The following is a 22,276-nucleotide window of genomic DNA, read 5'->3' on the forward strand; positions in this document are numbered from 1 at the left end:
TGAATGGGGCGTGCGCCCCGGCCTTCCCGGCTCATGCGGCCTCGGCCGCCAGCTTGTGATAGCGCTCCCTCAGCTCGACCTTGTCGATCTTGCCGGTGCCGAGCTTGGGCAGCGGCTCGCCGTCCATCCAGACATAAGCCGGCAGCTTGAACTGGGCGATATGCTCCGAGAGGAAGGCGAGCAGTCCGTCCGGATCGACCCCGCCGGTCTCGCTGTAGACGACCGCTCCGGGCACCTCGCCGAGCCTTTCGTCCGGAACCCCGAACACCGCCGCTTCGGATACCGCCGGATGCGCGTAGATCGCCGCCTCCACCTCCTGGGCGCTGATATTCTCGCCGCCGCGGATGATGATGTCCTTCTTGCGGTCGACGATGAAGAGGTAGCCGTCCTCGTCGAGATAGCCGATGTCGCCGGTGCGCACATAGCCGTCCTCGGTCAAAGCGGCGCGCGTCGCCGTTTCGTCGCGCCAGTATCCGCGGATGTTCGCGGCGGATCGGATCGCGATCTCGCCCCGCTCCCCGGCCGGCAGATGGAGGTCGCCGTCGCCGAGGATCGCGATCTCCACCAGCGGCTGCTGCGCCCGGCCGGTCGAGGCCGGCTTTTCATGATAGTTCGACCAGAAATTGCTGCACCCGACCGCATTGGTCTCGGTCAGGCCGTAGCCCAGAGCGGGCTGCGCCGCCGTGAAGCTCTCCTCCAGCCGGGTCACGTGCGAGACCGGCCGGGGCGCGCCCCCGGCGGCGATGTCGGTGAGGCTGGACAGGTCGTATTTCTCCCGGTCCGGATGCTGCATCAGCTCCAGGCTCATCGTCGGGACGCCGACGAAATAGGTGATCTTCTCGCGCTCGATCAGGCGCAGCGCCTCGCCCGCATCCCATCGCGGCATCAGCACCATGGTCCGGCCGATGACGAAGCTGTTGAGCAGCACCGGCACCTCGCCGGTGACGTGGAACAGCGGGACGTTGACCAGCGTCCTCGGCGGCGACACCGGCGGCTGGCCTTCGCTTTCCTTGATGCCGAGCAGGGTCATCAGGCCGATCGCATAGGCGTAGACGCCGGTGGTGACGGCGCGGTGGGTGGAGACCGCGCCCTTGGCCAGCCCGGTCGAGCCCGAGGTGAACAGGATGGTGGCGTCGTCCTCGGGCGCGATCTCCGGCAGGTCCGCCTCGGCCTCGCCGACCAAAGGTGCGATCGCCTCGCCGACCGGCCGGTCGATGTCGAGCGTCACCACCGGCATGCCGAGTCCGGTCGCCTCGATCCGCTTCGCGCGCGGCGCGTCGGCGACGACCAGCTTCGGCTCGGTCAGGGCGAGGGCGTGGCGCATCTCGTCGGCCTGCCACCAGCCGTTGATCAAGGTCGCGATCCCGCCGGCCTTGAGGACGGCCATCCAGCAGACGATCCAGGCCGGACAATTGCGCATCGCGATGGCGATCCGGTCGCCCTTGGCGATTCCGGACCCGGCGAGCGCCCGCGCCAGGCGGGTGGCATGCTGGTTGAGCTCGGCGAAGGTCAGCCGTTCGTCGCCGGCGACGACGCCCTCGGCGGCGCCGTTGAGCGCGCAGAAGATATCGAACAGGGCCGGCAGGGCGGGCGGGAAATTGGCGACGATCGCGCGGCCGTCGGGATCGCGCCCGATCTGGACTCGGCCGCCCTCGCCGATCACCTTGGCCAGGACCGCGTCATACTTGCGGTCGAGCATGCTCGGCATTTCCGCGCCTCTCCTTCGCTTTGCCTTTCTTTCTCCCCCCTCTATGAAGGCGCGAGCCTTGAGGGGGAAGCCTTGATCGACGTCCTACTGACAACGCTGACAATAAGTACGGGCGCGATCCGGTTCGAAGAGCTCGGTCTCAGCCCGATCGCGCTCGACCTCGGCTTCTTCCAGCTGCGCTGGTACAGCCTCGCCTACCTGGCGGGCATCGTCCTCGGCTGGTGGTACCTGATGAAGCTGCTCGGCCAGCCCGGGGCGCCCATGGCCCGGCGTCACGCCGACGACATGGTCTTCTACGCCACGCTCGGGATCATCCTCGGCGGCCGCCTCGGCTACGTGCTCTTCTACCGGCCGCTTTACTATCTCCAGAACCCGATCGAGATCCCGCAGCTGTGGGACGGCGGCATGTCCTTCCACGGCGGCGTCATCGGCGTCACGCTCGGCATCCTGTGGATGGCCCGCCAGCACAAGCTCGACTGGCTGCGGATCCACGACTACGTCGCCTGCTGCGTCCCGTTCGGGCTGTTTCTTGGCCGCGTCGCCAATTTCGTGAACGGCGAATTGTGGGGGCGCACCACCGACGTGCCCTGGGCGATCGTCTTTCCCGATGGCGGCCCCTTTCCCCGTCATCCCAGCCAGCTCTACGAGGCGTTGCTCGAGGGCATCGTCCTCTTCCTCATCCTCTGGTACATGTTCTGGCGGACGCGGGCGCGCTACCAGCCCGGCCGGCTCGTCGGCGCGTTCCTGCTCGTCTACGGCCTCAGCCGCTTCTTCGTCGAATTCTTCCGCGAAGCCGATGCCCAGCTGATGGAGTTCGCCCGGATGACCCACCTCCACATGGGCCAGTGGCTGTCCCTGCCGATGATCCTCGGCGGCCTTTATCTTGTGCTGACCGCCGGGCGGCGCGCGGCCAATGTCCGGCCGGTGCCCGAAAATGCCTGAGTCGGCTCGCCCGGCCGCGGCTGGGGGGGACGTCGCCGAACGCCTCGCCGGCCGGATCGCGCGCGAGGGCCCGATCAGCGTCGCCGACTATATGGCGGAGGCGAACGCGCATTATTACGCGACCCGCGATCCGTTCGGGCGCGCGGGCGATTTCGTCACCGCGCCGGAGATCAGCCAGATGTTCGGAGAGCTGATCGGCATCTGGCTTGCCGACCTCTGGATCCGCGCCGGCCGGCCTTCGGGCCTGCGCTATGTCGAGCTCGGCCCGGGGCGGGGTACCCTCGCGCAGGATGCGCTGAGGGCGATGCGCGGCGCCGGGCTCGAGCCGCCGCTCGAGCTGGTCGAGACCAGCCCCGTGCTGCGCCGGGCCCAGTCGGAGCGGCTGCCGCCCGCCCGCTGGCACGACGATCTTTCCACCGTCCCCGACCGGGGGCCGCTCCTGATCGTCGCCAACGAATTCTTCGATGCGCTGCCGGTGCATCAATATGGCGACGGTCGCGAGCTCCGGGTCCATCTCGAAGGCGGGCGGTTCGTCCGCGAGAACGGCTCCCCGGTCACCGAGGCCTCGCCCGCGTCGGTCGCGATCGTGCGGGATCTTTCGCGCCGCCTCGTCGCCCAAAGCGGGGCCGCCCTCATCGTCGATTACGGTCACGACCGGACCGGGGTCGGCGATACGCTGCAGGCGGTCGCCGGCCATGCCTTTGCCGATCCATGGGAGGCGCCGGGGAGCCGCGATCTCACCGCTCATGTCGATTTCGCCGCGCTGGCGGCGGCCGCGCGATCGGAAGGTGTCCGGATCTGCGGTCCGACGACGCAGGGCGATTGGCTGGAGGCGATGGGGATCCAGATCCGCGCCGCTTCGCTCGCCAAGGCCGCGCCGGAGCGGACCGCGGAGATCGCCGCCGCGCGCCACCGTCTGATCGCGCCGTCGCAAATGGGCCGGCTGTTCAAGGCGATGGCGCTGGTCGCGCCGTCCTGGCCGGAACCGGTGGGGTTCTGATGGCGGCGATCAGCTGGCGGATGGCGGGCCCCGACGATGCTCCGATCCTGGCGGATCTCGGCCGCGATACCTTCATCGAGACGTTCGGCCACCTCTACACGCCGGAGAATCTCGCCGCCTTTCTCGCCAATCATTCCGAGGAGAAATGGCGCCGGGAGCTGGCCGATCCGGGCTTCGCCGTCCGTCTCGGCGAATCGGAGGGCAGGCCGGCGGCCTATGCCAAGCTCGCGCCGCCGTCGCTCCCGGTCGAGGCCGGTCCCGCCAGCATCGAGCTTCGCCAATTCTACGTGCTGCGGCCCTGGCACGGCGCCGGGGTCGCCGCGGAACTAATGGATTGGGTGCTCGACGAGGCCCGCACCCGCGGCGCCGGCGACGTCTATCTGTCCGTCTTCATCGACAACCAGCGTGCGCGGCGCTTCTACGAACGCTACGGCTTCGACTATGTCGGCACCTATGCCTTCATGGTCGGCACCCATGCGGACGAGGATCTGATCATGCGAAAGAGGCTGGCCTCGTGACGGTCGAAGTCATCACGTCCGGATTGCTGGCGGTGCCGCACGGCTTCCTCGGCCGGCGCGGCGGTGTCTCCCGGGGCATCTGCTCGGGCTTGAATGTCGGCCTCGGCTCCGACGACGACCGCACCGCGATCGTCGAGAACCGCCGCCGCGCGGTCGCAGCGGTGGCGCCGGGCGCGCAGCTGGTCACCGTCCATCAGGTCCATTCCGCGCAGACCGAGGTCGCCGTCGGGCCCTGGCCGGACGACGCGCGGCCCCGCGCCGACGCGGTCGTCACCGATCGGCCGGGCCTCGTCCTCGGCATTCTCACCGCGGATTGCGCGCCCGTCCTGCTGGCCGATGCGCAGGCGGGGGTGGTCGGCGCCGCCCATGCCGGATGGAAGGGGGCGTTCGGCGGAGTCGTCGAATCGGTGCTGGCGGCGATGGAGGGGCTCGGCGCCGATCGCGGCCGCATCGCCGCGGCGATCGGCCCGTGCATCGCGCGCCGGAGCTACGAGGTCGACGATGGCTTCGCGCGGCGCTTCGCCGAGGCCGATCCGGACAATGACCGCTTCTTCTCGTCGGGACGCGAAGGGCATCACCAGTTCGACCTGGAAGGCTATGTCGCCGCCCGGCTCGGCGCGGCCGGGCTGCGGCGGGTCGAGGCTCTCGGCCTGGACACCTATGGCGACGCCGACCGATTCTTCAGCTTCAGGCGCGCCACCCATCGCAGCGAGGCCGATTACGGCCGCCAGATCTCGCTCGTCTCGCTCCCCGCCTGAGGCCGGAGATCCGCCGCCGGCGGCTTTCGCCGGGGCTAGATAGCCGCGCCCTGCTTCGGCTAGGGCACCGCCATCAAAACCTCGAGAGGCCCCGATGCCGGCGCGCTTGCGAGCCGATGCGCGCGGCGAGGGCCGGAGACCATGATGGTAGACGAAGCCAAGCTGACCGGCGCGACCCCTCGCCGCCGTCCGAAGCCCGACGTCCTCGAGATCGGCGGCCGCCGGCTCAAGCCGTCCACCCTGATGATGGGCCACGGCTATGATCCGGCGCTCTCCGAAGGCGCGTTGAAGCCGCCCATCTTCCTCACCTCGACCTTCGTCTTCGAGAGTGCCGAAGCCGGCAAGCGCCACTTCGAAGGCGTCACCGGCAAGCGGCCGGGCGGCTCCGAGGGTCTCGTCTATTCGCGCTTCAACGGTCCGAATCAGGAGATCCTCGAGGACCGGCTCAGCGTCTGGGAGGATGCCGAGGATTCGCTGAGCTTCTCGTCGGGCATGTCCGCCATCGCCACCCTCCTGCTGACCTTCGTCCAGCCGGGCGACGTCGTCGTCCATTCGGGTCCGCTCTATGCGGCGACGGAGACCTTGATCGGCCGCATCCTCGGCCGCTTCGACATCAAGTGGCTCGATTTCGCCGCCGGCGCGACCGAGCAGGAGATCGCCGACGTGCTCGATCGGGCGAAGGCGATGGGGCGGGTGCCGCTCATCTATCTCGAAAGCCCGGCCAACCCGACCAACCAGCTGGTCGACGTCGAGGCGGTGCGCAAGGTGCGCGACGCGGCCTTTCCGGACAATCCGCCGCCCATCGCCATCGACAATACCTTCCTCGGCCCGCTCTGGCACCACCCGCTTCGCCACGGCGCCGACCTTTCCGTCTACTCGCTCACCAAATATGCGGGCGGGCACAGCGATCTCGTCGCCGGCGGCGTGGTCGGATCGGAGGCGCTGATCACCCCGATCCGGATGATGCGCAACACGATCGGCACGATCACCGATCCCAACACCGCCTGGATGCTGCTGCGCAGCCTCGAGACGCTGGAGCTGCGCATGACGCGCGCCGGCGAGAATGCGGCGAAGGTCTGCGCCTTCCTGCGCGACCATGCCAAGGTCGACAGCGTCGGCTATCTCGGCTTCCTCACCGAGGGACGGCAGGCCGACATCTATCGCCGACACTGCACCGGCGCCGGATCGACCTTCTCGCTCTATCTCAAGGGCGGGGAGAAGGAGGCCTTCGCCTTCCTCGACAGTCTCAGGATCGCCAAGCTCGCGGTCAGCCTCGGAGGCACCGAGACGCTTGCCAGCGCGCCGGCGGCGATGACCCACCTCTCGGTCCCCGACGCGCGCAAGCAGGCGCTCGGCATCACCGACAATCTCGTCCGCATCTCGATCGGCGTCGAGGATGCCGACGACCTGATCGCCGATTTCGACCAGGCGCTCGGCGCCGTCTGAGCCCTCCGCTTCCAGCCCCGCAAAGGTCCGCCGGCGCCTGCCGGCGGATCCTCGTCATCAGTGAGTTCACCGTGCTGCGTCTGTCCGCCCTGATCGTGCTTCTGTTCCTGCCGAGCCCGGCGCTCGCCTGGTGGGATTACGGGCACGAGACCGTCGCCCGGATCGCCGAGGCCGAGATCCGGCCGGCGACGCGGGCGCGCATCCGCGCTCTCCTCGCCCGCTCGGCCTTGCTCGACACCCCGACCTGCGCCGCCGCGACGATGGCGGAGGCGAGCACCTGGCCCGATTGCGTGAAGGAGCTCGGCGACCGGTTCAGCTATGCCGCCTCCTGGCATTATCAGAATGTCGACGTCTGCCGTCCGTTCGACCAGGAGGCGGCCTGCCGGGACGGCCATTGCGTCTCCGCCCAGATCGAGCGCAACGCGCGGCTGCTCGCCGACGAGGCGGTGCCGGTCCGCGAGCGGGTGATGGCCCTGGCCTTTCTCATCCACCTCGTCGGCGATCTCCACCAGCCGCTCCACTCCGGCGACCGCGGCGATCTCGGCGGCAACCGGCTGCGCGTCGCCTACGGGCTGATCGAGGGGCGCACCAACCTGCATCTCGCCTGGGACGGCTATCTCGGCGAGCGCGCGATTTCGACGCCGGCCGCCGGCGCGGCGGGGATCCTGTCGGAGCTTTCGCCTTTGCAGAAGTCGGCGATGCGGACCGGTTCGCTCGAGGATTGGGCGCGGGAAAGCTGGCGGGCCAGCCGGGATTTCGCCTACGCCTCCGTCCTCGGCGACCCCTGCGGCGAGGTCCCCGAGGAACGGCCCGTCATCGACGAGGCGATGACCCGCCGGCTGATCCCGATCGTCCGCCTCCAGGCCGCCCGCGGCGGCCTGCGCCTGGCAAGGATGCTCGACGAAGCTCTCGCCTGAGCAGCCCTCTCCCCTTCAGGGGAAAGGCCGGGAGAGGGGGAGTCGAGGCGTTTCGAACAGCCCCGACCCTCCCCTTGGAGGCATGGACCTCCTTATTCCGGCACCACCGTCACGGCGCGGCGATTCTGCGCCCAGGCCGATTCGTTGGAGCCTTCGACCGCGGGACGCTCCTTGCCCCAGCTGATCGTCTGCATCCGGTTCGCCGCGATGCCGCGCGACTGGAGATAGTCGCGCGCGGCGTTGGCACGGCGGTCGCCCAGGGCGAGGTTGTACTCGCGGGTGCCGCGCTCGTCGGCATGGCCCTCGATCGTCACCCGCACGTTCGGATTGCGGTTCAGCCATTGCGCCTGGGCGTCGAGGATCGCCCGCGCTTCGGCATCGATCGAATAGCTGTCGAAGCCGAACAGGACGCGGTCCGAGGGAACGCTCTGGAGGAAGTCGGCGCGCGAGCCCGGAACGGCGGTGCCGCCGATCGTGCTGTCCTGGTTGCCCAGGTCGCCGGGGGTCGAGGAGCTCGGCGGCTCGGGCGGAAGCTCCCGGGTGCGCGGGGCGCAGCCCGCCACCAGCGACAGCGACGCAGCGGCGGCCACCAGGCTGATCATGCTTTTCTTCATTCTGTCCTCCATCGTGGTCGACTCGTAAATGGGTTCAGTCGCGAAGCGGCGACCAGGCGGGATCGGAGCCGCCGAGCGGCGTCGGCACGCGGCGCGTGGTGCCGCTGGCGACGTCGACATACCAGAGCTGGCCGGAGCTGGCGCCGCGGGTGAACATGACCGCCCGGCCGTTCGGCGCCCAGGTCGGGCCTTCGGCGAAGCCGCCGCGGGTGAGGATTCGCTCGCCCGATCCGCCGGGGCTCATCACCCCGATCTGGAAGCTGCCGGTGCGGGTGAAGGCGATGAGGTCGCCGCGCGGGCTCCACACCGGGGTGGCGTAGCCGCCGCCGCCGAAGCTGATCCGCCGCTGGTCCGATCCGTCGGCATTCATCACGTAGAGCTGCTGCGATCCGCTGCGGTCGCTCTCGAACACGATCCGGCTGCCGTCCGGCGAATAGGAGCCGCCGGTATCGACGCCGGGCGAGTTGGTGAGCCGCTGCGGCGAGCCGCCGCTCACCGGGATCCGGTAGATGTCGGTATTCCCGTTCACCGCCATCGAGAAGATGATGTAGCGGCTGTCCGGCGAGTAGCGCGGCGCGAAGGTCATATGGGGCTGCTGGACCAGCGGCCGGGTGCGTCCGGAATCGAGTTCGTAGACCATCACCCGGGGGCGCTCGTCCTGGTAGGTCATGAAGGTGATTGTCTGCTGGTTCGGCGCGAAACGCGGCGTCAGCACCGTCCACTGCCCGTTGGTCAGGAAGCGGTGGTTGGCGCCGTCATAGTCCATGATCGCCAGCCGCTTGATCCGCCGCCGCGCCGGCCCGGTCTCGGACACGTAGACGATGCGGGTATCGAAATAGCCGCCCTCGCCGGTCAGCCGCGAATAGATGGTGTCGGCGCAGCGATGCGCGGCGCGGCGCCATTCCGGCGGCTGGACGACATAGCCCTGGCGGGTCAGCTCCGATCGCAGGGTGACGTCGTAGAGATAGCAGCCGACGGTCAGCGTCCCGTCCGGATTGGCCTGGACGAAGCCCTGGACGAGATTGTTGGCGCCGGTCGGCGAGAAGGCCCCGAAATCGGGCGCAGTGACCTGCGGGAAGGAAACGGCCGGGAGCCCCGGGGGGCCGATCGGCGTGAACAGCCCCGAATTCCTGAGGTCGGTGGCCACGATCTCCGCCACCTGGCGGCCCAGATTCTGGGTGTTGCCCGCCGCCGTGTCCGCCGGGCGCGGCGTCGGCATGTACGGAATGGCGATCGGGATGGCGGTGGTGACGCCCTCGCCGACGCGGATCGGCTCGTCCTCTTCGACCGGCCGGTCGGCCGCCTGCTGCTGCGCCGCGGCGGGGGCGACGACGAGCAGCAGGGCGACGCCGGCGAGCAGGGGCTTCAATGAGCTGAGCATCTTCATCAGGACTGCCTCGGATCGAATTGGTAGGTGAACTGCCGCCAGCCGCGGGGAGCGTCGTAATATTCGGCCGGCAAGCCCCGGATGGGCGTGCAGCCGCGCACGATCGACAGTGCAAGATCGCGCATCCGCCGCTCATAGTTCCGCAGGCCCGGATCGTCGTTGATCACCCGGGTGACGGTCGCGTCGGCAAGGCTGCCGTCGCGGTTGAGCTGGACGCGGACATTCACCTTGATCGCCCCGGCCTCGGGCGCCGGCAGCGGCTGTCGTTCGCAGGGAATGAGCGCGCGGCGGATAGCGGCATTGATGCTCGCCCGCGCCGCGCCCGGCACCTCGGCCGGCGGCGCGTTGCTCCGCGACTGGCGATCGTCGCCGATGCCCTTGAGGATGTCGTCGCCGATCAGCGGGCGCCGGCTGCGCTCGCCGGTTCCGCTCTCGCTCGGCCGGGTCTGCTTCGGCTCGCTGCGGGTCTGGCGCGTGATCGGGCGGGTCGGCTGCTGGCGCGGCGGCTCGGGCCGCGTGCGCGGCTGGCGCGTCAGCGCCGGCTGCTCGGGCACCGGCCGCGGATCCGGCACGGGCGGCGCCGCCTCGGCGGGGGCCGGGGCCGCCGCCGAATCATCGACCGGGCCCGCTTCCGGGGCGGTCGCCGCGGCGGCGGGCTGCTGGGTCGGCATCGGCGCCGCGGAAGTGAGGCCGACCTCGTCGACGAACGACACTTCGAAGGCCTTGGTCTGCGGCGCTTCCGAATTCGGGCGGCCGAGCCAGATCAGGGCGGCGAGGATGGCCGCGTGCCCGACGAAGGCGACGCCGAAGCCGGTCCTCTCCGCCCGATCCATCAGCGGGCCCCGTCGCCGGGCTCGCCGAGGCTGACCAGTGACACCCGGCGCATGCCGGCACGGTTCATCTCGCCCATCACCTGCATGACCCGGCCGTAATGCAGGCCGCGATCGGCCCTCAGGAAGATGCGCGGACCGCCTTCTTCGCCGGAAACGGACACGATCTGGGCCAGCCGTCCGGCGAGCATCTCGTCCGGCACCGGCGTGTCGTCGATGAACACGCCGCCGGTGGCGTCGATCGAGACCGCCAGCGGCTCGCGGTCCTGGTCGAGCGGCGCCGCCTTGGATTCGGGCAGGTCGACCTGGACGCCGGTGGCGAGCAGGGGCGCCGTCACCATGAAGATGATGAGCAGCACCAGCATGACGTCGACCATCGGCGTGACGTTGATCTCCGCCATCGGCGATCGGCGGGTGCGCTGCCCGGGGCCGAGAATGGGTCCCATCGCCATGTCAGCTCTTCTCGTCCGCGCTCATGCTTCCGCCTCGAGCTCGCGGCTGAGCGTGCCGTGGAAGCCGTCGGCGAAGCGCTGCAGGCGGGCTTCGAGGCGATTGATGCCGTAACTGAAGCGATTATAGGCGATCACCGCCGGGATGGCGGCGAACAGGCCGAGCGCGGTGGCGAACAGGGCCTCGGCAATACCGGGTGCGACCACGGCCAGGCTGGTATTCTGCTGGCCGGCAATGTCGGTGAAGCTGCGCATGATGCCCCACACCGTGCCGAACAGGCCGACGAAGGGGGCCACCGCCCCGACCGTCGCCAGGATGTTGAGCCGCGACGCGACCCGGTCGGTCTCCGCGGCGACCGCCGAATGAAGGGCGACGGCCAGGCGCTGGCGGGTCCCGTCCCGATCGACGGTCTTGCCCGCGGTCGAGCGGCGCCATTCGGCGATTCCGGCGGCAAGGATCTTGGCCGAGGGAAGGTCGCTCCGGCCCCGGGTCTCGTAGAAGCTGTCTATGTCCTCGCTTTTCCAGAATTCGCGCTCGAGCCGCTCATTGTCGCGGTTGATACGGCGCATGCGCACCCAGTGGCCGACGATGATCGCCCAGGTCCACACGCTGGCAAGCAGCAGGCCGATCATCACCGCTTTCACGACGATGTCCGCCTGCAGGAACAAGGCGATCGGCGACATCATATCGGTCGGCATATTGTTGCTCACTCCACCCCTTCCTTCTTCAGTCGCTCGAATTTCGCCACCCAATCGCGCGGCTGGCGCCTGGGCCTCCCGTCCGCCGACATGAAGGCGGCCCTGATCTGCGCATCGGCGAGCAGTTGATGCCCGCGCCTGACTCGCTGATGAATGAGGCAGCTTGCGGCGCGCACCTCCTCGACCTCGCTCAGCACCAGCAGCACGTCGTCGAGCTTCGCCGGGCGGAGATATTTGATGCGCGCCTCGGCGACGACATAGACGCCGTCGCCCGCCTCCAGGACGGCGCGCTGGTCTATGCCGGCGGCCCTCAGCATGTCCGATCGCGCGCGCTCCAGGAATCTCAGATAGTTGGCGTAGTAAACGACGCCGGCAACGTCGGTGTCCTCGAAATAGACCCTGAGCGCGAAATGATGCGTGCGCCCGATCCAGGCGCCTTCATAGGGCTTGTCGATGTCCAGGTTCACGGAACGGCCCTGTATCGGCCTTGCCGCCGCGACGAACCCCTTGGCCCGCCGCCTGGGACGAGCCGAGCCGTTTGTGCGTTGTTCCGCCTCAGCGGCGCCGCCGATAGGCGTCCCGCTGGGCTTCGACGGCGCGCAGCAGGTCGCCCATGGCGAGGTTCATGTCGGTGATGTGGAGGCCCCAGTCGGGCAGGATCCTGCCGCCGACGCGGACATCGCCGGGGATGTCGTCGGTACGCGCGTCGGCCGGATCGGCATTCACCAGCACCGACAGATAGCCGGTCGCGCCGCGATTGATGCAGGCGGCGGAGACCAGCCCTTCGGTGCGAAGGAACGGCACCGGCGGCGTGCCCTCGCTCGACCAGGCGATGTCCGACGCGCCGAAGCCGCCCTCCGCCGCGAACCAGTAGGAATCGAGCGGTGCAGTGCCGCCGCCGAGCGCCGCGGGGTTGGTGCAGGCGGCGGTCATGCCCGGGCGCGCCGCCCGGCCGAACATACCGCCGGGCGGCGGCGGATTGGTGGCGCGGAACGACATGTAGGTGATGACGCAGCCGGTCTGGCCGAGGCGGGTGCACAGCGGCGTCCGCTGGAAGCTGCCGCCGACGACCTCGCCCTCCGGCACCTCGACGGCGAAGCCGATCAGCAGCGCCGAGAGCAGGCGCCCCGCGGCAGGCTCATTCTCGATCTCCTCGGCGAGCAGCCGGGTGAGATGGATGGTGCCCTGGCTGTGACCGATGAGGACGAAGGGACGGCCCTGATTGTGGTGTTCGAGATAATGGCGCCAGGCGGCGAGGACGTCGCCATAGGCCCGGTCGAAGATCGGCGTCACGTCCTCGCCCGCCGCCACGCGCGGGATCGCCGCCAGCGTCGCCTGGCGATAGAGCGGGGCGAACGTGCGGCACAGGGTCGCGAAGCGTGCCAGCTGGAGAGTGGCGACGCCCTGCTCCTCCGGGCCGGCAGCGAGGTCGCTGATCAGGCCGGAATCGCGCGACACGGTCGGGTAGACGTAGAAGCAGTCGATCGGCGGATCCTGCGCGGGCTTGACCTCGCCGATCGAGCCGTAGCCGTTCGGATTGAGCGCCGCGGTCGGCAACGGCCGGCTGCAGGGATCGTCGCGGTCCGGCAGGCAAAGCCAGCGGGTCTCGTCCGCATAGTCGACCGGATCACTCTCCGGCGCCTGCGCCGCGAGCGGCGAGGCGAGGGCGAGGCCGAGGGCGGCGATCCAGGCTTTCATGCGCGATTTTCCCTATTTGGCGTCGAACAGGCCGGCCTGGCCGCTCGGCTGCGGCAGGCCGAGATGGGTCCATCCCGGTCCGTTGAGGCAGCGGCCGCGGGCCGTGCGGGCGATGAGGCCGAGCTGGATCAGATAGGGCTCGATCACTTCCTCGATCGTGTCCCTCGGCTCGCTGAGGCCGGCGGCGAGCGTCTCGACGCCGACCGGGCCGCCTCGATAGATGTCGGCGATCATGTGGAGGTAACGGCGGTCCATCGCGTCCAGGCCGAGCTGGTCGACCTCCATCCGGGTCAAGGCGGAATCGGCCGCACGCGCGTCCACCTCGGCCTGGCCGGCCGCCTGGGCGAAGTCCCGGACCCGGCGGAGCAACCGTCCGGCGATGCGCGGCGTGCCGCGCGAGCGTCGCGCCACCTCGCGCGCGCCGTCGTCGGTGATGGCGAGGCCGAGCAGCCCGGCCGCGCGGCGCACCACCTTCTCCAGCTCGTCGACCGAATAGAAAGCGAGCCGCACCGGAATGCCGAACCGGTCGCGCAGTGGCGTCGTGATCAGCCCTTGCCGGGTGGTCGCGCCGACCAGGGTGAATTTGGGCAGGTCGATGCGGACCGAGCGGGCCGACGGGCCTTCGCCGATCATCAGGTCGAGGACCCGGTCCTCCATCGCCGGATAGAGTATCTCCTCGACGGCGGGACTGAGCCGGTGGATCTCGTCGATAAACAGGACGTCGCCATCCTCGAGATTGGTGAGCAGGGCGGCGAGATCGCCCGACTTGGCGATGACCGGGCCGGACGTGGCCCGGAAGCCGACGCCGAGCTCGCGGGCGATGATCTGCGCGAGCGTGGTCTTGCCGAGCCCCGGGGGTCCGAAGAACAGGACATGGTCGAGCGCATCGCCGCGCCCCTTGGCGGCGTCGATGAACACCCGCAGATTCTCGCGCGCCGCTTTTTGGCCGACGAACTCGGCGAGCGTCTTCGGCCGCAGCGCGGCGTCGAGGTCCTCGGGGCGACGCTCGGCGGACATGACGCGGTCCTGATCCATGGCCTCAGCCATAGCGCAAGCGAGTCGGGTGTCGAGCGGCTTTGCCGCGCTTGAGCGGCGACCGCTTCTTTCCTAACCTCGATGGATCGGAGGGCCCGGCCATGCATCGTCGCGAGTTCATCCTGAGCGCCGGCGCGGCCGGGGCGGCATCGTTGCTCCCCTTCTCGCTGCGTGCGCAGCCCGCGCCGCGTGCGGCGGCCGACAGGTCGATCTATGTCGACGCTCAGGGCGGCATCGATGGCCTCGATCGCGGGGCCGACGGGCGATACGTCGCCTCGCCCCGGCTGGTCGAGGCGATACGGGCCCGCCGCATCGATCTCGTCAGCTGCACGATCGGGCCGGTCGGCAATGTCCCGGACGCGTTTCGCGGCGCCGTCGAGGATCTCGCCGGCTGGAACCGCTTCCTCGCCGACCACCCGGCCCTCTTCTCCCGGGTCGAGCGCGCCGCCGATATCGAGGCCGCGCGCGCCGCCGGGCGTGTCGGCCTGATCTACAACTTCCAGGACACCGTCGCGCTGGAGGCCGTACCCGACCGGGTCGACACGTTCGCCAGTCTCGGCGTGCGCGTGATCCAGCTCACCTACAACAAGCGCAACCTCGCCGGCGACGGCTGTCTCGAGCGCGCCGATGCCGGTCTCTCCGATTTCGGCCGGGAGGTGATCGGGCGGATCAACCGCGCCCGCTTGCTGCTCGATCTCAGCCATGCCGGTCCCCGCACAATCGCGGAGGGGATCGCCGCCAGCACTGCGCCGCCGGCCATAACCCATAGCGGCTGCCGGGCCCTCGCCGATCTGCCGCGCAACACCCATGACGCGCAGATGCGTGCGCTGGCGGAGAAGGGCGGGGTCTTCGGCCTCTATCTGATGCCCTTCCTGCGCACCGCCGGCCAGCCGGGGCGGGAAGACCTGCTTCGCCACCTCGATCACGCCATCGACGTCTGCGGCGAGGATCATGTCGGTATCGGCACCGACAACCCCTTCCTCGGCTATACGGTCAATGACGAGACCCGCGCGGAGCAGCGACGCTTCTTCGAGGAACGGTCGCGCCGCGGCATCGCCGCTCCCGGAGAGGCCGCGGACGTGCTCAACCTCGTCGAGGGCTATAACGATGCGGCGCGCTACGACCGGATGGCGGCGGACCTGCGCCGCCGAGGCTGGAGCTCGGCCCGGATCGACAAGGTGCTCGGCGGAAATTTCGTGCGGTTGTTCGGCGAGGTCTGGGGCGGCTGAGGCGAAGGCCGGCGCGCCTTCGTCACCGCGCCGCCATCTTGAGCGAGGTCCGCACCAGCTGGTCGAGACTGGCCTCCGGCCCGAGCTCGGTCTCGGCCTTGCCGACCGCCGCTGCCGCCTCGGCGGGACGGAAGCCGAGATTGAGCAGAGCCGACACCGCATCCTGGGCATGGCTGCCGGCCGGGATCGGCGCGGTGCCGCCGGCGGCGCCGGGCCCGAGCGCGACGCCGCCCATCTTGTCCTTCAATTCGAGCACGATCCGCTGCGCGAGCTTCGGGCCCACGCCCTGGGCGCGGGTGATCATCCGGCTGTCGCCGGCGGCGATGGCATTGTGCAGCTCGTCGGCGTTCAGGGCCGAGAGGATGGCGAGCGCCACGCGGGCGCCGACGCCCTGGACAGAGACCAGGAGACGGAACCAGTCCCGCTCGGCTGCGGTCGAGAAGCCGATGAGGCGGATCGAATCCTCGGCGACCAGCATCTCGGTGTGGAGCACGACCTCGTCGCCGATCGCGCCGAGCTGCGCCAGCGTCCGCGTCGAGGCGAAGACGAGATAGCCGACGCCGCCGACGTCGATCACCGCGAAATCGGTCCCGAAGCCGTCGAGCAGGCCCCGCAACTTGGCGATCATGCCGCGTGACCCTTGTTGCGGATCGCCCGATTCTCGCCCGTCAACGCACCGTCTCGCGGCGCAGCGCTCCCGGACGACCGGGGTTCCAGCGCGCGCCGGCTGGCGAGGTGATGGGCGTGGGTAATGGCGACGGCGAGGGCGTCGGCGGCATCGGCGCCGGCGACCTTGGTCCCCGGCAGCAGCCGCTGGACCATGGCATGGACCTGCGCCTTCTCGGCGCCGCCGACTCCGACCACCGCCTTCTTGACCAGCCGGGCGGCATATTCGCCGACGTCGAGCCCGCGCCGGGCGACCGACAGGATGACGACGCCGCGGGCATGGCCGAGCTTGAGCGTCGACTGGGGGTTCTCGTTGAGGAAGACCTCTTCGACCGCCGCGCCGCCGGGCCGGTGCAGGTCGAGCACTCCGCCCAGGGCCGCATCGAGCCGCGCCAGACGCTCGGGAAGGCCCTGTTTCGAGTCGGTGCGGATCTGTCCGTTGGCGACATGGCTCAGCCGGTTGCCCTCGGCCGCGATGACGCCCCAGCCGGTGCAGCCGAGGCCGGGATCCAGGCCGATGATCAGCATGCCCCCTCGCTCTTTATGCTAGCTTCTCCAACGTCTCTTCCGACATCTCGTAATTGCCCCAGACGGTCTGGATATCATCATCGTCCTCGAGCGTCTCGACCAGCTTGATCAGCTTCTCGGCATCCTCGCCGGCGACGTCGACCGAGGTCTGCGGCCGCCAGGCGAGATTGACGCTCTCCGGCGCGCCGAGCTTCTCCTCGAGCGCCCGGGCGACTTCGTGGAGGCTGTCCTGCGCGGTCCAGATCTCGTGAACCTCCTCCCCGGATTCCACGTCCTCGGCACCGGCCTCGATCGCGGCCTCGAACAGGGCGTCCGCGGAGCCGGCGGTGACGGGATAGGTGACCAGGCCGAGCCGATCGAAGCCGTGGGTCACCGATCCCGAGGCGCCGAGATTGCCGCCATTCTTGGAGAAGATGGTGCGCACGTTGGTGGCGGTGCGGTTGCGATTGTCGGTCAGCGCCTCGACGACGAGCGACACTCCGCCCGGGCCGAAGCCCTCGTAGCGGATCTCCTCATAATCCTCGGCGTCGCCGCCGCTCGCTTTGTCGATTGCCCGCTGGATATTGTCCTTGGGCATCGACTGGGCGCGCGCGGCATTCACCGCCGCGCGCAGGCGCGGGTTCATGTCGGGATCGGGGGCGCCCATCTTCGCCGCCACGGTGATCTCGCGCGACAGCTTTGAGAACATCGCCGAGCGCTTCTTGTCCTGCGCCCCCTTGCGATGCATGATGTTCTTGAACTTGCTGTGGCCGGCCATCGCCGCCTGCTCCCTTCCTTGCTGCGTTCAGCGCTTCAGGCCAGGCCCAGCGCGGCCTTGTAGGTCTCGAGCAGGGCCTCCGCCTCGTCGCGCGCGTCCTTGTCCATCTTGCGCAGGCGGACGATGGTGCGCATCGTCTTCGGGTCATAACCGCGTGCCTTCGCTTCGGCGTAGACGTCCTTCACGTCGTCGCCGATCGCCTTCTTCTCTTCCTCGAGCCGCTCGATACGCTCGATCAGCAGCCTCAGCTCGTCGGCCGCGACATTCCCTTCCGCCAATTCACGCTCCATGATTTCGGGTTGAGGCGCTGCTCTAGAGCATCGCGCGGAAAAGAGGGAACCGGTTTTTCGCCGGGTCGGGGAGTTCCGGTGCCTCGATGCTGCCGGCTCAACCGGGTTGCACTGTGGGGCCGACCGGTTATGGGCGCAATCGACTTCCAGCAAGGGGCCGCCGCCGATGTCGAGAAAAGAGACGACGCCCAGCCGGTTCGTCCCGCGCAGCCGCAAGGTGCGGATCCTCGCGACCCTCGGCCCGGCCAGCGACGATCCGCAGATGATCCGCCAGCTCGCCGAGGCCGGGGCCGACGCCTTCCGGATCAACATGAGCCACGGCGATCATGCCGACCATGCGCGGCGCATCGCCGCGATCCGCGGGCTGGAGGCGGAGCTCGAGCGTCCGACCACGATCATGGCCGACCTGCAGGGGCCGAAGCTGCGCGTCGGCCGCTTCAAGGCCGATCGCGCCGAGCTTCGCAACGGCCAGCGCTTCGTCTTCGATCGCGATCCCGCCGAAGGCGATTCGGACCGGGTGACTTTGCCGCATCGCGAGATCTTCGAGGCGGTGAGGCCCGACGCCCGCTTGCTCGTCGACGACGGCAAGCTGGTCTTCCGGGTCGTCGAAGCGGACGATGCGCGGATCGAGACGGTGGTCGAGGTGGGCGGCACCATCTCGAACAACAAGGGCCTGAACCTGCCCGACGTGCTGCTGCCGCTGGCGGCGCTGACCGAGAAGGACCGGTCCGACCTCGTCTTCGCCCTCGAGCAGGGCGTCGATTGGATCGCGCTGTCGTTCGTGCAGCGGCCCGAGGACGTCGCCGAGGCGCGCCGGCTGATCGGCGGCAAGGCCGCCCTCCTCGCCAAGATCGAGAAGCCGGCGGCGGTCGACCGGCTGGAAGGCATATTGGAGCTGGCCGATGCCGTCATGGTCGCTCGCGGCGATCTCGGCGTCGAGCTTCCGCCGGAGGACGTGCCGCCGCTCCAGAAGAGGATCGTCGAGGCCGCGCGCCGCCTCGGTCGTCCGGTGGTGGTCGCGACGCAGATGCTCGAATCGATGATCCAGTCGCCCTCGCCGACCCGCGCGGAGGTGTCGGACGTGGCCACCGCCGTCTATGACGGCGCCGATGCGATCATGCTTTCGGCCGAGAGCGCCTCGGGCAAATACCCGCTCGAGGCGGTGGCGATGATGAACCGGATCGCCACCAGCGCCGAATCGGATCCGACCCATCATGCCCGGGTCCATTTCACCGAGACGCTGCCCGATGCGACGACCAACGACGCCATCGCCCGCGCCGCCGCCCAGATCGTGCGGACCGTCGACGCCTCGGCGATCGTCTGCTTCACGAGCTCGGGCTCGACCGCCTGGCGCATGGCGCGCGAGCGCCCGACGGTGCCGCTGCTCGTGCTCACCCCTTCGCTCAAGACCGCTCGCCGCCTCGGCCTGCTCTGGGGCGCCCATGCCGTGCGCACCCGCGATGTCGGCAGCTTCGAGGAGATGGTCGGCAAGTCGAAGCGCATGGCGCTTCGCCACAGCGTCGCCCGGTCCGGCGACCGGATCATCGTCACCGCCGGCGTCCCGTTCGGCACGCCGGGATCGACCAACGTCGTCCATGTCGCGCGCCTGATCGGCGACGAGCTGGCCCGCTATCGACCGAGCTGAAGCGGGCGGGGCGGCCGCGGAAATCGCTGGCTTGCACGGCTTTTTTGAGACGAAGCGTATTGCCTATGCGGCGCGGCGCATTAGTGTCCGCGGCCATAGCATTCAGGGGAACACCATGCGTAAGCTATTGACGGCTCTTGCCATTGCCGCGGGCGTCTCGCTGGCAGGCTGCGCGGCGACGACGGCGAACGAGGCGGCGCCCGCCGCCGCGGCGACGGCGCCCGGCGGCGCGCCGATGGATCCGGCGCTTGGCCAGCTCCTCGCCGGCGTGGATATTCCCTATGAGACCTTCACCCTCGACAACGGGCTGCGCGTCGTCGTCCACGAGGATCGCAAGGCGCCCGTGGTCGCGGTGTCCGTCTGGTACAATGTAGGCTCGAAGGACGAGCCGGCCGGCCGCACCGGCTTCGCCCATCTGTTCGAGCATATGATGTTCTACGGCTCGGAGAATGCGCCGGGCAATTTCTTCCCGCGGCTCGAGGCGGTCGGCGCCACCGATTGGAACGGCACGACCTGGTTCGATCGCACCAACTATTTCGAGACGGTGCCGACGCCGGCGCTGGAGACGGCTTTGTTCCTCGAGAGCGATCGGATGGGCCATCTGCTCGGAGCGGTGACCGAGGAGAAACTGCGCAACCAGATCGGGGTCGTGCAGAACGAGAAGAGGCAGGGCGACAACCAGCCTTACGGTCTCGTCGAATATGCCCAGCTCGAGGCGCTCTTCCCCGAAGGCCATCCCTATCGGCACTCGACGATCGGCTCGATGGCGGACCTCGACGCGGCGACGCTCGAGACGGTCCATCAGTGGTTCCGCGACAATTACGGCCCGAACAACGCCGTGCTCGTTCTGGCCGGCGACATCGATACCGCGACGGCGCGCCAGCTCGTCCAGCGATATTTCGGCGACATTCCGCGCGGCCCCGAGAACGTGCCGGCGCAGGCCGACGTGCCGACGCTGGCGGCGCGCGTCGATCAGGTGATGCAGGACCGTGTCGCCACCACCCGCCTCTACCGGAACTGGGCGGTGCCGGGCATCGGCCATACCGATCTGGTTCCGCTGGATATCGCCGCCAGCGTGCTCGGCGGCCTTGCCAGCTCGCGCCTCGACAACGCCCTCGTTCGCGGCGAGCAGACCGCGGTCGGCGTCACCGCCAGCGTGCAGGATTTCCAGCGCGTCAGCCTCTTCGAGGTGACCGTCGACGTGAAGCCTGGCGTGGACGCCGATCAGGTGTCCCGCCGTCTCGACGAGATCATCGCCGACTTCGTCCAGAACGGCCCGACCGAGGACGAGGTGCGCCGCGTCGTCATGCAGACGCTCGCCGGGCGCATCCGCGGCCTCGAGCAGGTCGGCGGCTTCGGCGGCAAGGCGGTCGCCCTGGCCGAAGGCACGCTCTACATGAGCGACCCCAGCCACTATCGGCGCGAGCTCGCCGAATATGCGGCGGCGACGCCGGCGGAGGTCCGTCAGGCGCTGCAGACCTGGCTGACCCGGCCGGTCTACGCCCTGCACGTCGTCCCCGGCGAGCGCGAGGCGTATGAGGAAGCGGCCGGTGGCCGCAACGGCGGCGGCGCCACCCAGGCTCCCCGCTATTTCCGGACGCCGGAGCCCGGCGAGCAGCCGCTCGCGCCGATGCCGCGCACCGCCGGCACCGACGCGGCGCACGGTCCCCGCACCTTCATGCAGGTCGATCGTTCGAGAATCCCCGAAGTGGGGCCGATCCGCGACCTCGAATTCCCGGACGTCCAGCGTTCGACCCTGTCGAACGGCGTCCGGATCGCCTTCGCCCGCCGCACCACGGTGCCGGTCGTCCGCGTCTCGCTCCAGTTCGACGCCGGCTATGCGGCGGATCCGGAAGGGCGCGAGGGCCTGCAGAGCCTGATGGCGGGTCTGCTGGACGAGGGTACGACCACCCGCAGCTCGGTCCAGATCGCCGAGGAGGAAGAGAGGCTCGGCGCCGTCATCGGCAGCGGCGCCTCGATCGATCGGACGTCGGTCAGCCTCGCCGCCCTGCGCACCAATCTCGCTCCGTCGCTCGACCTGCTCGCCGACATCGTCAAGAATCCGGCCTTTGCGCCGAGCGAGATCGAGCGTCTGCGGGCCCAGCGGCTGGCGACGATCTCCAGCGAGCAGACCCAGCCGGTCGGCATCGCGCTCAGGACGCTGCCGCCTTTGCTCTACGGGCCGCAGCATCCCTATGGCGTGCCGTTCACCGGTTCGGGCACCGCCGCGTCGGCGCAGGCGATCACGCGTGACGACATCGTCGGCGCCCATCAGGGCTGGCTGCGGCCGGACAATCTCGAGATCTTCGTCGTCGGCGATACCACGCTCGAGGAGATCACCGCCTTGCTCAACGAGCGGTTCGGATCCTGGCAGGCCCCGGCGACGCCGCGCGGCACCAAGAATTTCGCCGCTTCGGTGCCGCCGGCCCGCTCGCGGATCATTCTGGTCGATCGCCCGCAATCGCCCCAGTCGATGATCCTCGCCGGCACCGTCATGCCGCTCCGGGGCACGGACGACATGCTGCCGCTGCTCGCCGCCAACGACGCGATCGGCGGACAGGCGTCGGCGCGCCTGAACATGGACATCCGCGAGACCAAGGGATGGGGCTATGGCGCCTTCTCCTTCGTCAATCGGGTCCAGCAGCGCAGCCCGTTCATGGTCTTCGCACCGGTGCAGACGAACCGGACCGGCGAGTCTATCGCCGCGCTTCGGCAGCAGCTCACCGCCTTCATCGGCGACCGCGGCGTCACCGCCGAGGAACTGGAGCGGATCGTCAACGGCAGCGTCCGGGGCCTTCCCGGCAGCTACGAGACTTCCGGCGCCGTGCTCGACGCGATCATCGAGAACGACCTCTACGATCGTCCCGACGGCTATCAGGAGACGCTGCCGGGCCGCTATCGGGCGCTCACCGCTGCCGCCCTCGACCGCGCCGCGCGCCAGGCGGTCGATCCCTCCAGCCTGGTCTGGGTGGTCGTCGGCGACGCTTCCCAGGTGCGGCCGCAGCTGGAGCGGCTCGGCCTGCCGGTCGAGGTGATGGAGCTGCAATAAGCTCGACCCGCACGGTCAAGTGCGGCGGCCGGCATCCCCTCTTGGCCCTCTCCCCGGCGGGGAGGGTAGGGAGAGGGGTTCGGCGCGGGAAGGGGCTGCGCCGGGGCATGA

Annotated in this window: 21 protein-coding genes and 1 pseudogene; 9 read left to right on the forward strand and 13 right to left on the reverse strand. The window is 69.6% G+C overall.

Annotated features, from left to right (window positions below; all coding sequences use genetic code 11):
- Positions 1 to 31: 31 nt before the first annotated feature.
- Positions 32 to 1,708 carry a class I adenylate-forming enzyme family protein gene (locus DDE10_RS17525; protein ID WP_114954081.1) on the reverse strand — a complete coding sequence of 559 codons (1,677 nt, stop codon included), beginning with the start codon at positions 1,706 to 1,708 and terminating at the stop codon, positions 32 to 34.
- Positions 1,709 to 1,780: 72 nt separating this feature from the next.
- Between DDE10_RS17525 and lgt the strand changes: the two genes are divergently transcribed.
- The 6 genes from lgt (at position 1,781) to DDE10_RS17555 (ending at position 7,289) form a co-directional block, all read left to right on the forward strand.
- Entirely contained in the window at positions 1,781 to 2,650 is an 870-nt protein-coding gene (gene lgt / locus DDE10_RS17530) for a prolipoprotein diacylglyceryl transferase (protein ID WP_284734741.1), read from the forward strand.
- Positions 2,643 to 3,650 carry a class I SAM-dependent methyltransferase gene (locus DDE10_RS17535; protein ID WP_114954082.1) on the forward strand — a complete coding sequence of 336 codons (1,008 nt, stop codon included), beginning with the start codon at positions 2,643 to 2,645 and terminating at the stop codon, positions 3,648 to 3,650. Before lgt ends, DDE10_RS17535 begins: the two co-directional genes overlap by 8 nt.
- Positions 3,650 to 4,168: a GNAT family N-acetyltransferase gene (locus DDE10_RS17540; protein WP_284734742.1), complete on the forward strand. Its 519-nt coding sequence runs from the start codon at positions 3,650 to 3,652 to the stop codon at positions 4,166 to 4,168. The genes DDE10_RS17535 and DDE10_RS17540 overlap by 1 nt, the downstream gene beginning before the upstream one ends.
- Positions 4,165 to 4,926, forward strand: a complete 762-nt coding sequence (pgeF, locus tag DDE10_RS17545) for a peptidoglycan editing factor PgeF (RefSeq protein WP_114954083.1) — start codon at positions 4,165 to 4,167, stop codon at positions 4,924 to 4,926. The genes DDE10_RS17540 and pgeF overlap by 4 nt, the downstream gene beginning before the upstream one ends.
- A gap of 144 nt (positions 4,927 to 5,070) precedes the next feature.
- A complete protein-coding gene (locus DDE10_RS17550; protein WP_114954084.1) occupies positions 5,071 to 6,372 on the forward strand; it encodes a cystathionine gamma-synthase family protein in 1,302 nt (433 codons plus the stop codon).
- Between the two features lie 71 nt (positions 6,373 to 6,443).
- On the forward strand, positions 6,444 to 7,289 hold the full coding sequence (locus DDE10_RS17555; RefSeq protein ID WP_114954085.1) for a S1/P1 nuclease: 846 nt from the start codon (positions 6,444 to 6,446) through the stop codon (positions 7,287 to 7,289).
- Positions 7,290 to 7,381: 92 nt separating this feature from the next.
- On the opposite strand, the gene pal is transcribed toward DDE10_RS17555, so the two are convergent.
- The 8 genes from pal to ruvB form a co-directional block, all read right to left on the reverse strand.
- Complete coding sequence (gene pal, locus DDE10_RS17560; protein ID WP_114954086.1) at positions 7,382 to 7,903, reverse strand: peptidoglycan-associated lipoprotein Pal; 522 nt, start codon at positions 7,901 to 7,903, stop codon at positions 7,382 to 7,384.
- Between the two features lie 34 nt (positions 7,904 to 7,937).
- Positions 7,938 to 9,290: a Tol-Pal system beta propeller repeat protein TolB gene (gene tolB, locus DDE10_RS17565; RefSeq protein WP_114954087.1), complete on the reverse strand. Its 1,353-nt coding sequence runs from the start codon at positions 9,288 to 9,290 to the stop codon at positions 7,938 to 7,940.
- Positions 9,290 to 10,123: a hypothetical protein gene (locus DDE10_RS17570; RefSeq protein ID WP_114954088.1), complete on the reverse strand. Its 834-nt coding sequence runs from the start codon at positions 10,121 to 10,123 to the stop codon at positions 9,290 to 9,292. The genes tolB and DDE10_RS17570 overlap by 1 nt, the downstream gene beginning before the upstream one ends.
- A complete protein-coding gene (locus DDE10_RS17575) occupies positions 10,123 to 10,572 on the reverse strand; it encodes an ExbD/TolR family protein (RefSeq protein WP_114954089.1) in 450 nt (149 codons plus the stop codon). The genes DDE10_RS17570 and DDE10_RS17575 overlap by 1 nt, the downstream gene beginning before the upstream one ends.
- 21 nt (positions 10,573 to 10,593) lie before the next feature.
- The gene (gene tolQ / locus DDE10_RS17580; RefSeq protein WP_114954138.1) at positions 10,594 to 11,268 is read right to left on the reverse strand and encodes a protein TolQ; all 675 of its coding nucleotides are present in this window, start codon (positions 11,266 to 11,268) and stop codon (positions 10,594 to 10,596) included.
- 8 nt (positions 11,269 to 11,276) lie between these two features.
- A complete protein-coding gene (ybgC, locus tag DDE10_RS17585) occupies positions 11,277 to 11,735 on the reverse strand; it encodes a tol-pal system-associated acyl-CoA thioesterase (RefSeq protein ID WP_114954090.1) in 459 nt (152 codons plus the stop codon).
- Positions 11,736 to 11,823: 88 nt separating this feature from the next.
- Positions 11,824 to 12,966: a DUF3089 domain-containing protein gene (locus tag DDE10_RS17590; RefSeq protein WP_114954091.1), complete on the reverse strand. Its 1,143-nt coding sequence runs from the start codon at positions 12,964 to 12,966 to the stop codon at positions 11,824 to 11,826.
- Between the two features lie 12 nt (positions 12,967 to 12,978).
- A complete protein-coding gene (ruvB, locus tag DDE10_RS17595; RefSeq protein ID WP_114954092.1) occupies positions 12,979 to 14,001 on the reverse strand; it encodes a Holliday junction branch migration DNA helicase RuvB in 1,023 nt (340 codons plus the stop codon).
- Positions 14,002 to 14,102: 101 nt separating this feature from the next.
- Here ruvB and DDE10_RS17600 point away from each other — a divergent pair, with 101 nt between their 5' ends.
- Positions 14,103 to 15,230 (forward strand): dipeptidase, encoded by a 1,128-nt coding sequence (locus tag DDE10_RS17600; protein WP_162806704.1) that lies wholly within the window; start codon positions 14,103 to 14,105, stop codon positions 15,228 to 15,230.
- Positions 15,231 to 15,252: 22 nt separating this feature from the next.
- On the opposite strand, the gene ruvA is transcribed toward DDE10_RS17600, so the two are convergent.
- The 4 genes and pseudogenes from ruvA to DDE10_RS17620 all read right to left on the reverse strand — a co-directional run bounded on the left by ruvA (position 15,253) and on the right by DDE10_RS17620 (position 17,459).
- Positions 15,253 to 15,858 (reverse strand): Holliday junction branch migration protein RuvA, encoded by a 606-nt coding sequence (ruvA, locus tag DDE10_RS17605; RefSeq protein ID WP_114954094.1) that lies wholly within the window; start codon positions 15,856 to 15,858, stop codon positions 15,253 to 15,255.
- An 86-nt stretch (positions 15,859 to 15,944) separates the two neighbouring features.
- Positions 15,945 to 16,424: pseudogene (ruvC, locus tag DDE10_RS17610) on the reverse strand (crossover junction endodeoxyribonuclease RuvC); the annotation flags it as partial.
- Positions 16,425 to 16,437: 13 nt separating this feature from the next.
- On the reverse strand, positions 16,438 to 17,181 hold the full coding sequence (locus DDE10_RS17615; RefSeq protein WP_114954096.1) for a YebC/PmpR family DNA-binding transcriptional regulator: 744 nt from the start codon (positions 17,179 to 17,181) through the stop codon (positions 16,438 to 16,440).
- A gap of 35 nt (positions 17,182 to 17,216) precedes the next feature.
- Positions 17,217 to 17,459: a DUF2312 domain-containing protein gene (locus DDE10_RS17620; RefSeq protein WP_114954097.1), complete on the reverse strand. Its 243-nt coding sequence runs from the start codon at positions 17,457 to 17,459 to the stop codon at positions 17,217 to 17,219.
- A 178-nt stretch (positions 17,460 to 17,637) separates the two neighbouring features.
- Between DDE10_RS17620 and pyk the strand changes: the two genes are divergently transcribed.
- Both pyk and DDE10_RS17630 read left to right on the forward strand, forming a co-directional pair.
- On the forward strand, positions 17,638 to 19,116 hold the full coding sequence (gene pyk, locus DDE10_RS17625) for a pyruvate kinase (RefSeq protein WP_114954098.1): 1,479 nt from the start codon (positions 17,638 to 17,640) through the stop codon (positions 19,114 to 19,116).
- Between the two features lie 115 nt (positions 19,117 to 19,231).
- The gene (locus DDE10_RS17630) at positions 19,232 to 22,165 is read left to right on the forward strand and encodes a M16 family metallopeptidase (protein WP_114954099.1); all 2,934 of its coding nucleotides are present in this window, start codon (positions 19,232 to 19,234) and stop codon (positions 22,163 to 22,165) included.
- Positions 22,166 to 22,276 lie beyond the last annotated feature (111 nt).

It is taken from the genome of Sphingosinicella terrae (assembly GCF_003347635.1).
In the GTDB taxonomy this organism is placed as follows: domain Bacteria; phylum Pseudomonadota; class Alphaproteobacteria; order Sphingomonadales; family Sphingomonadaceae; genus Allosphingosinicella; species Allosphingosinicella terrae.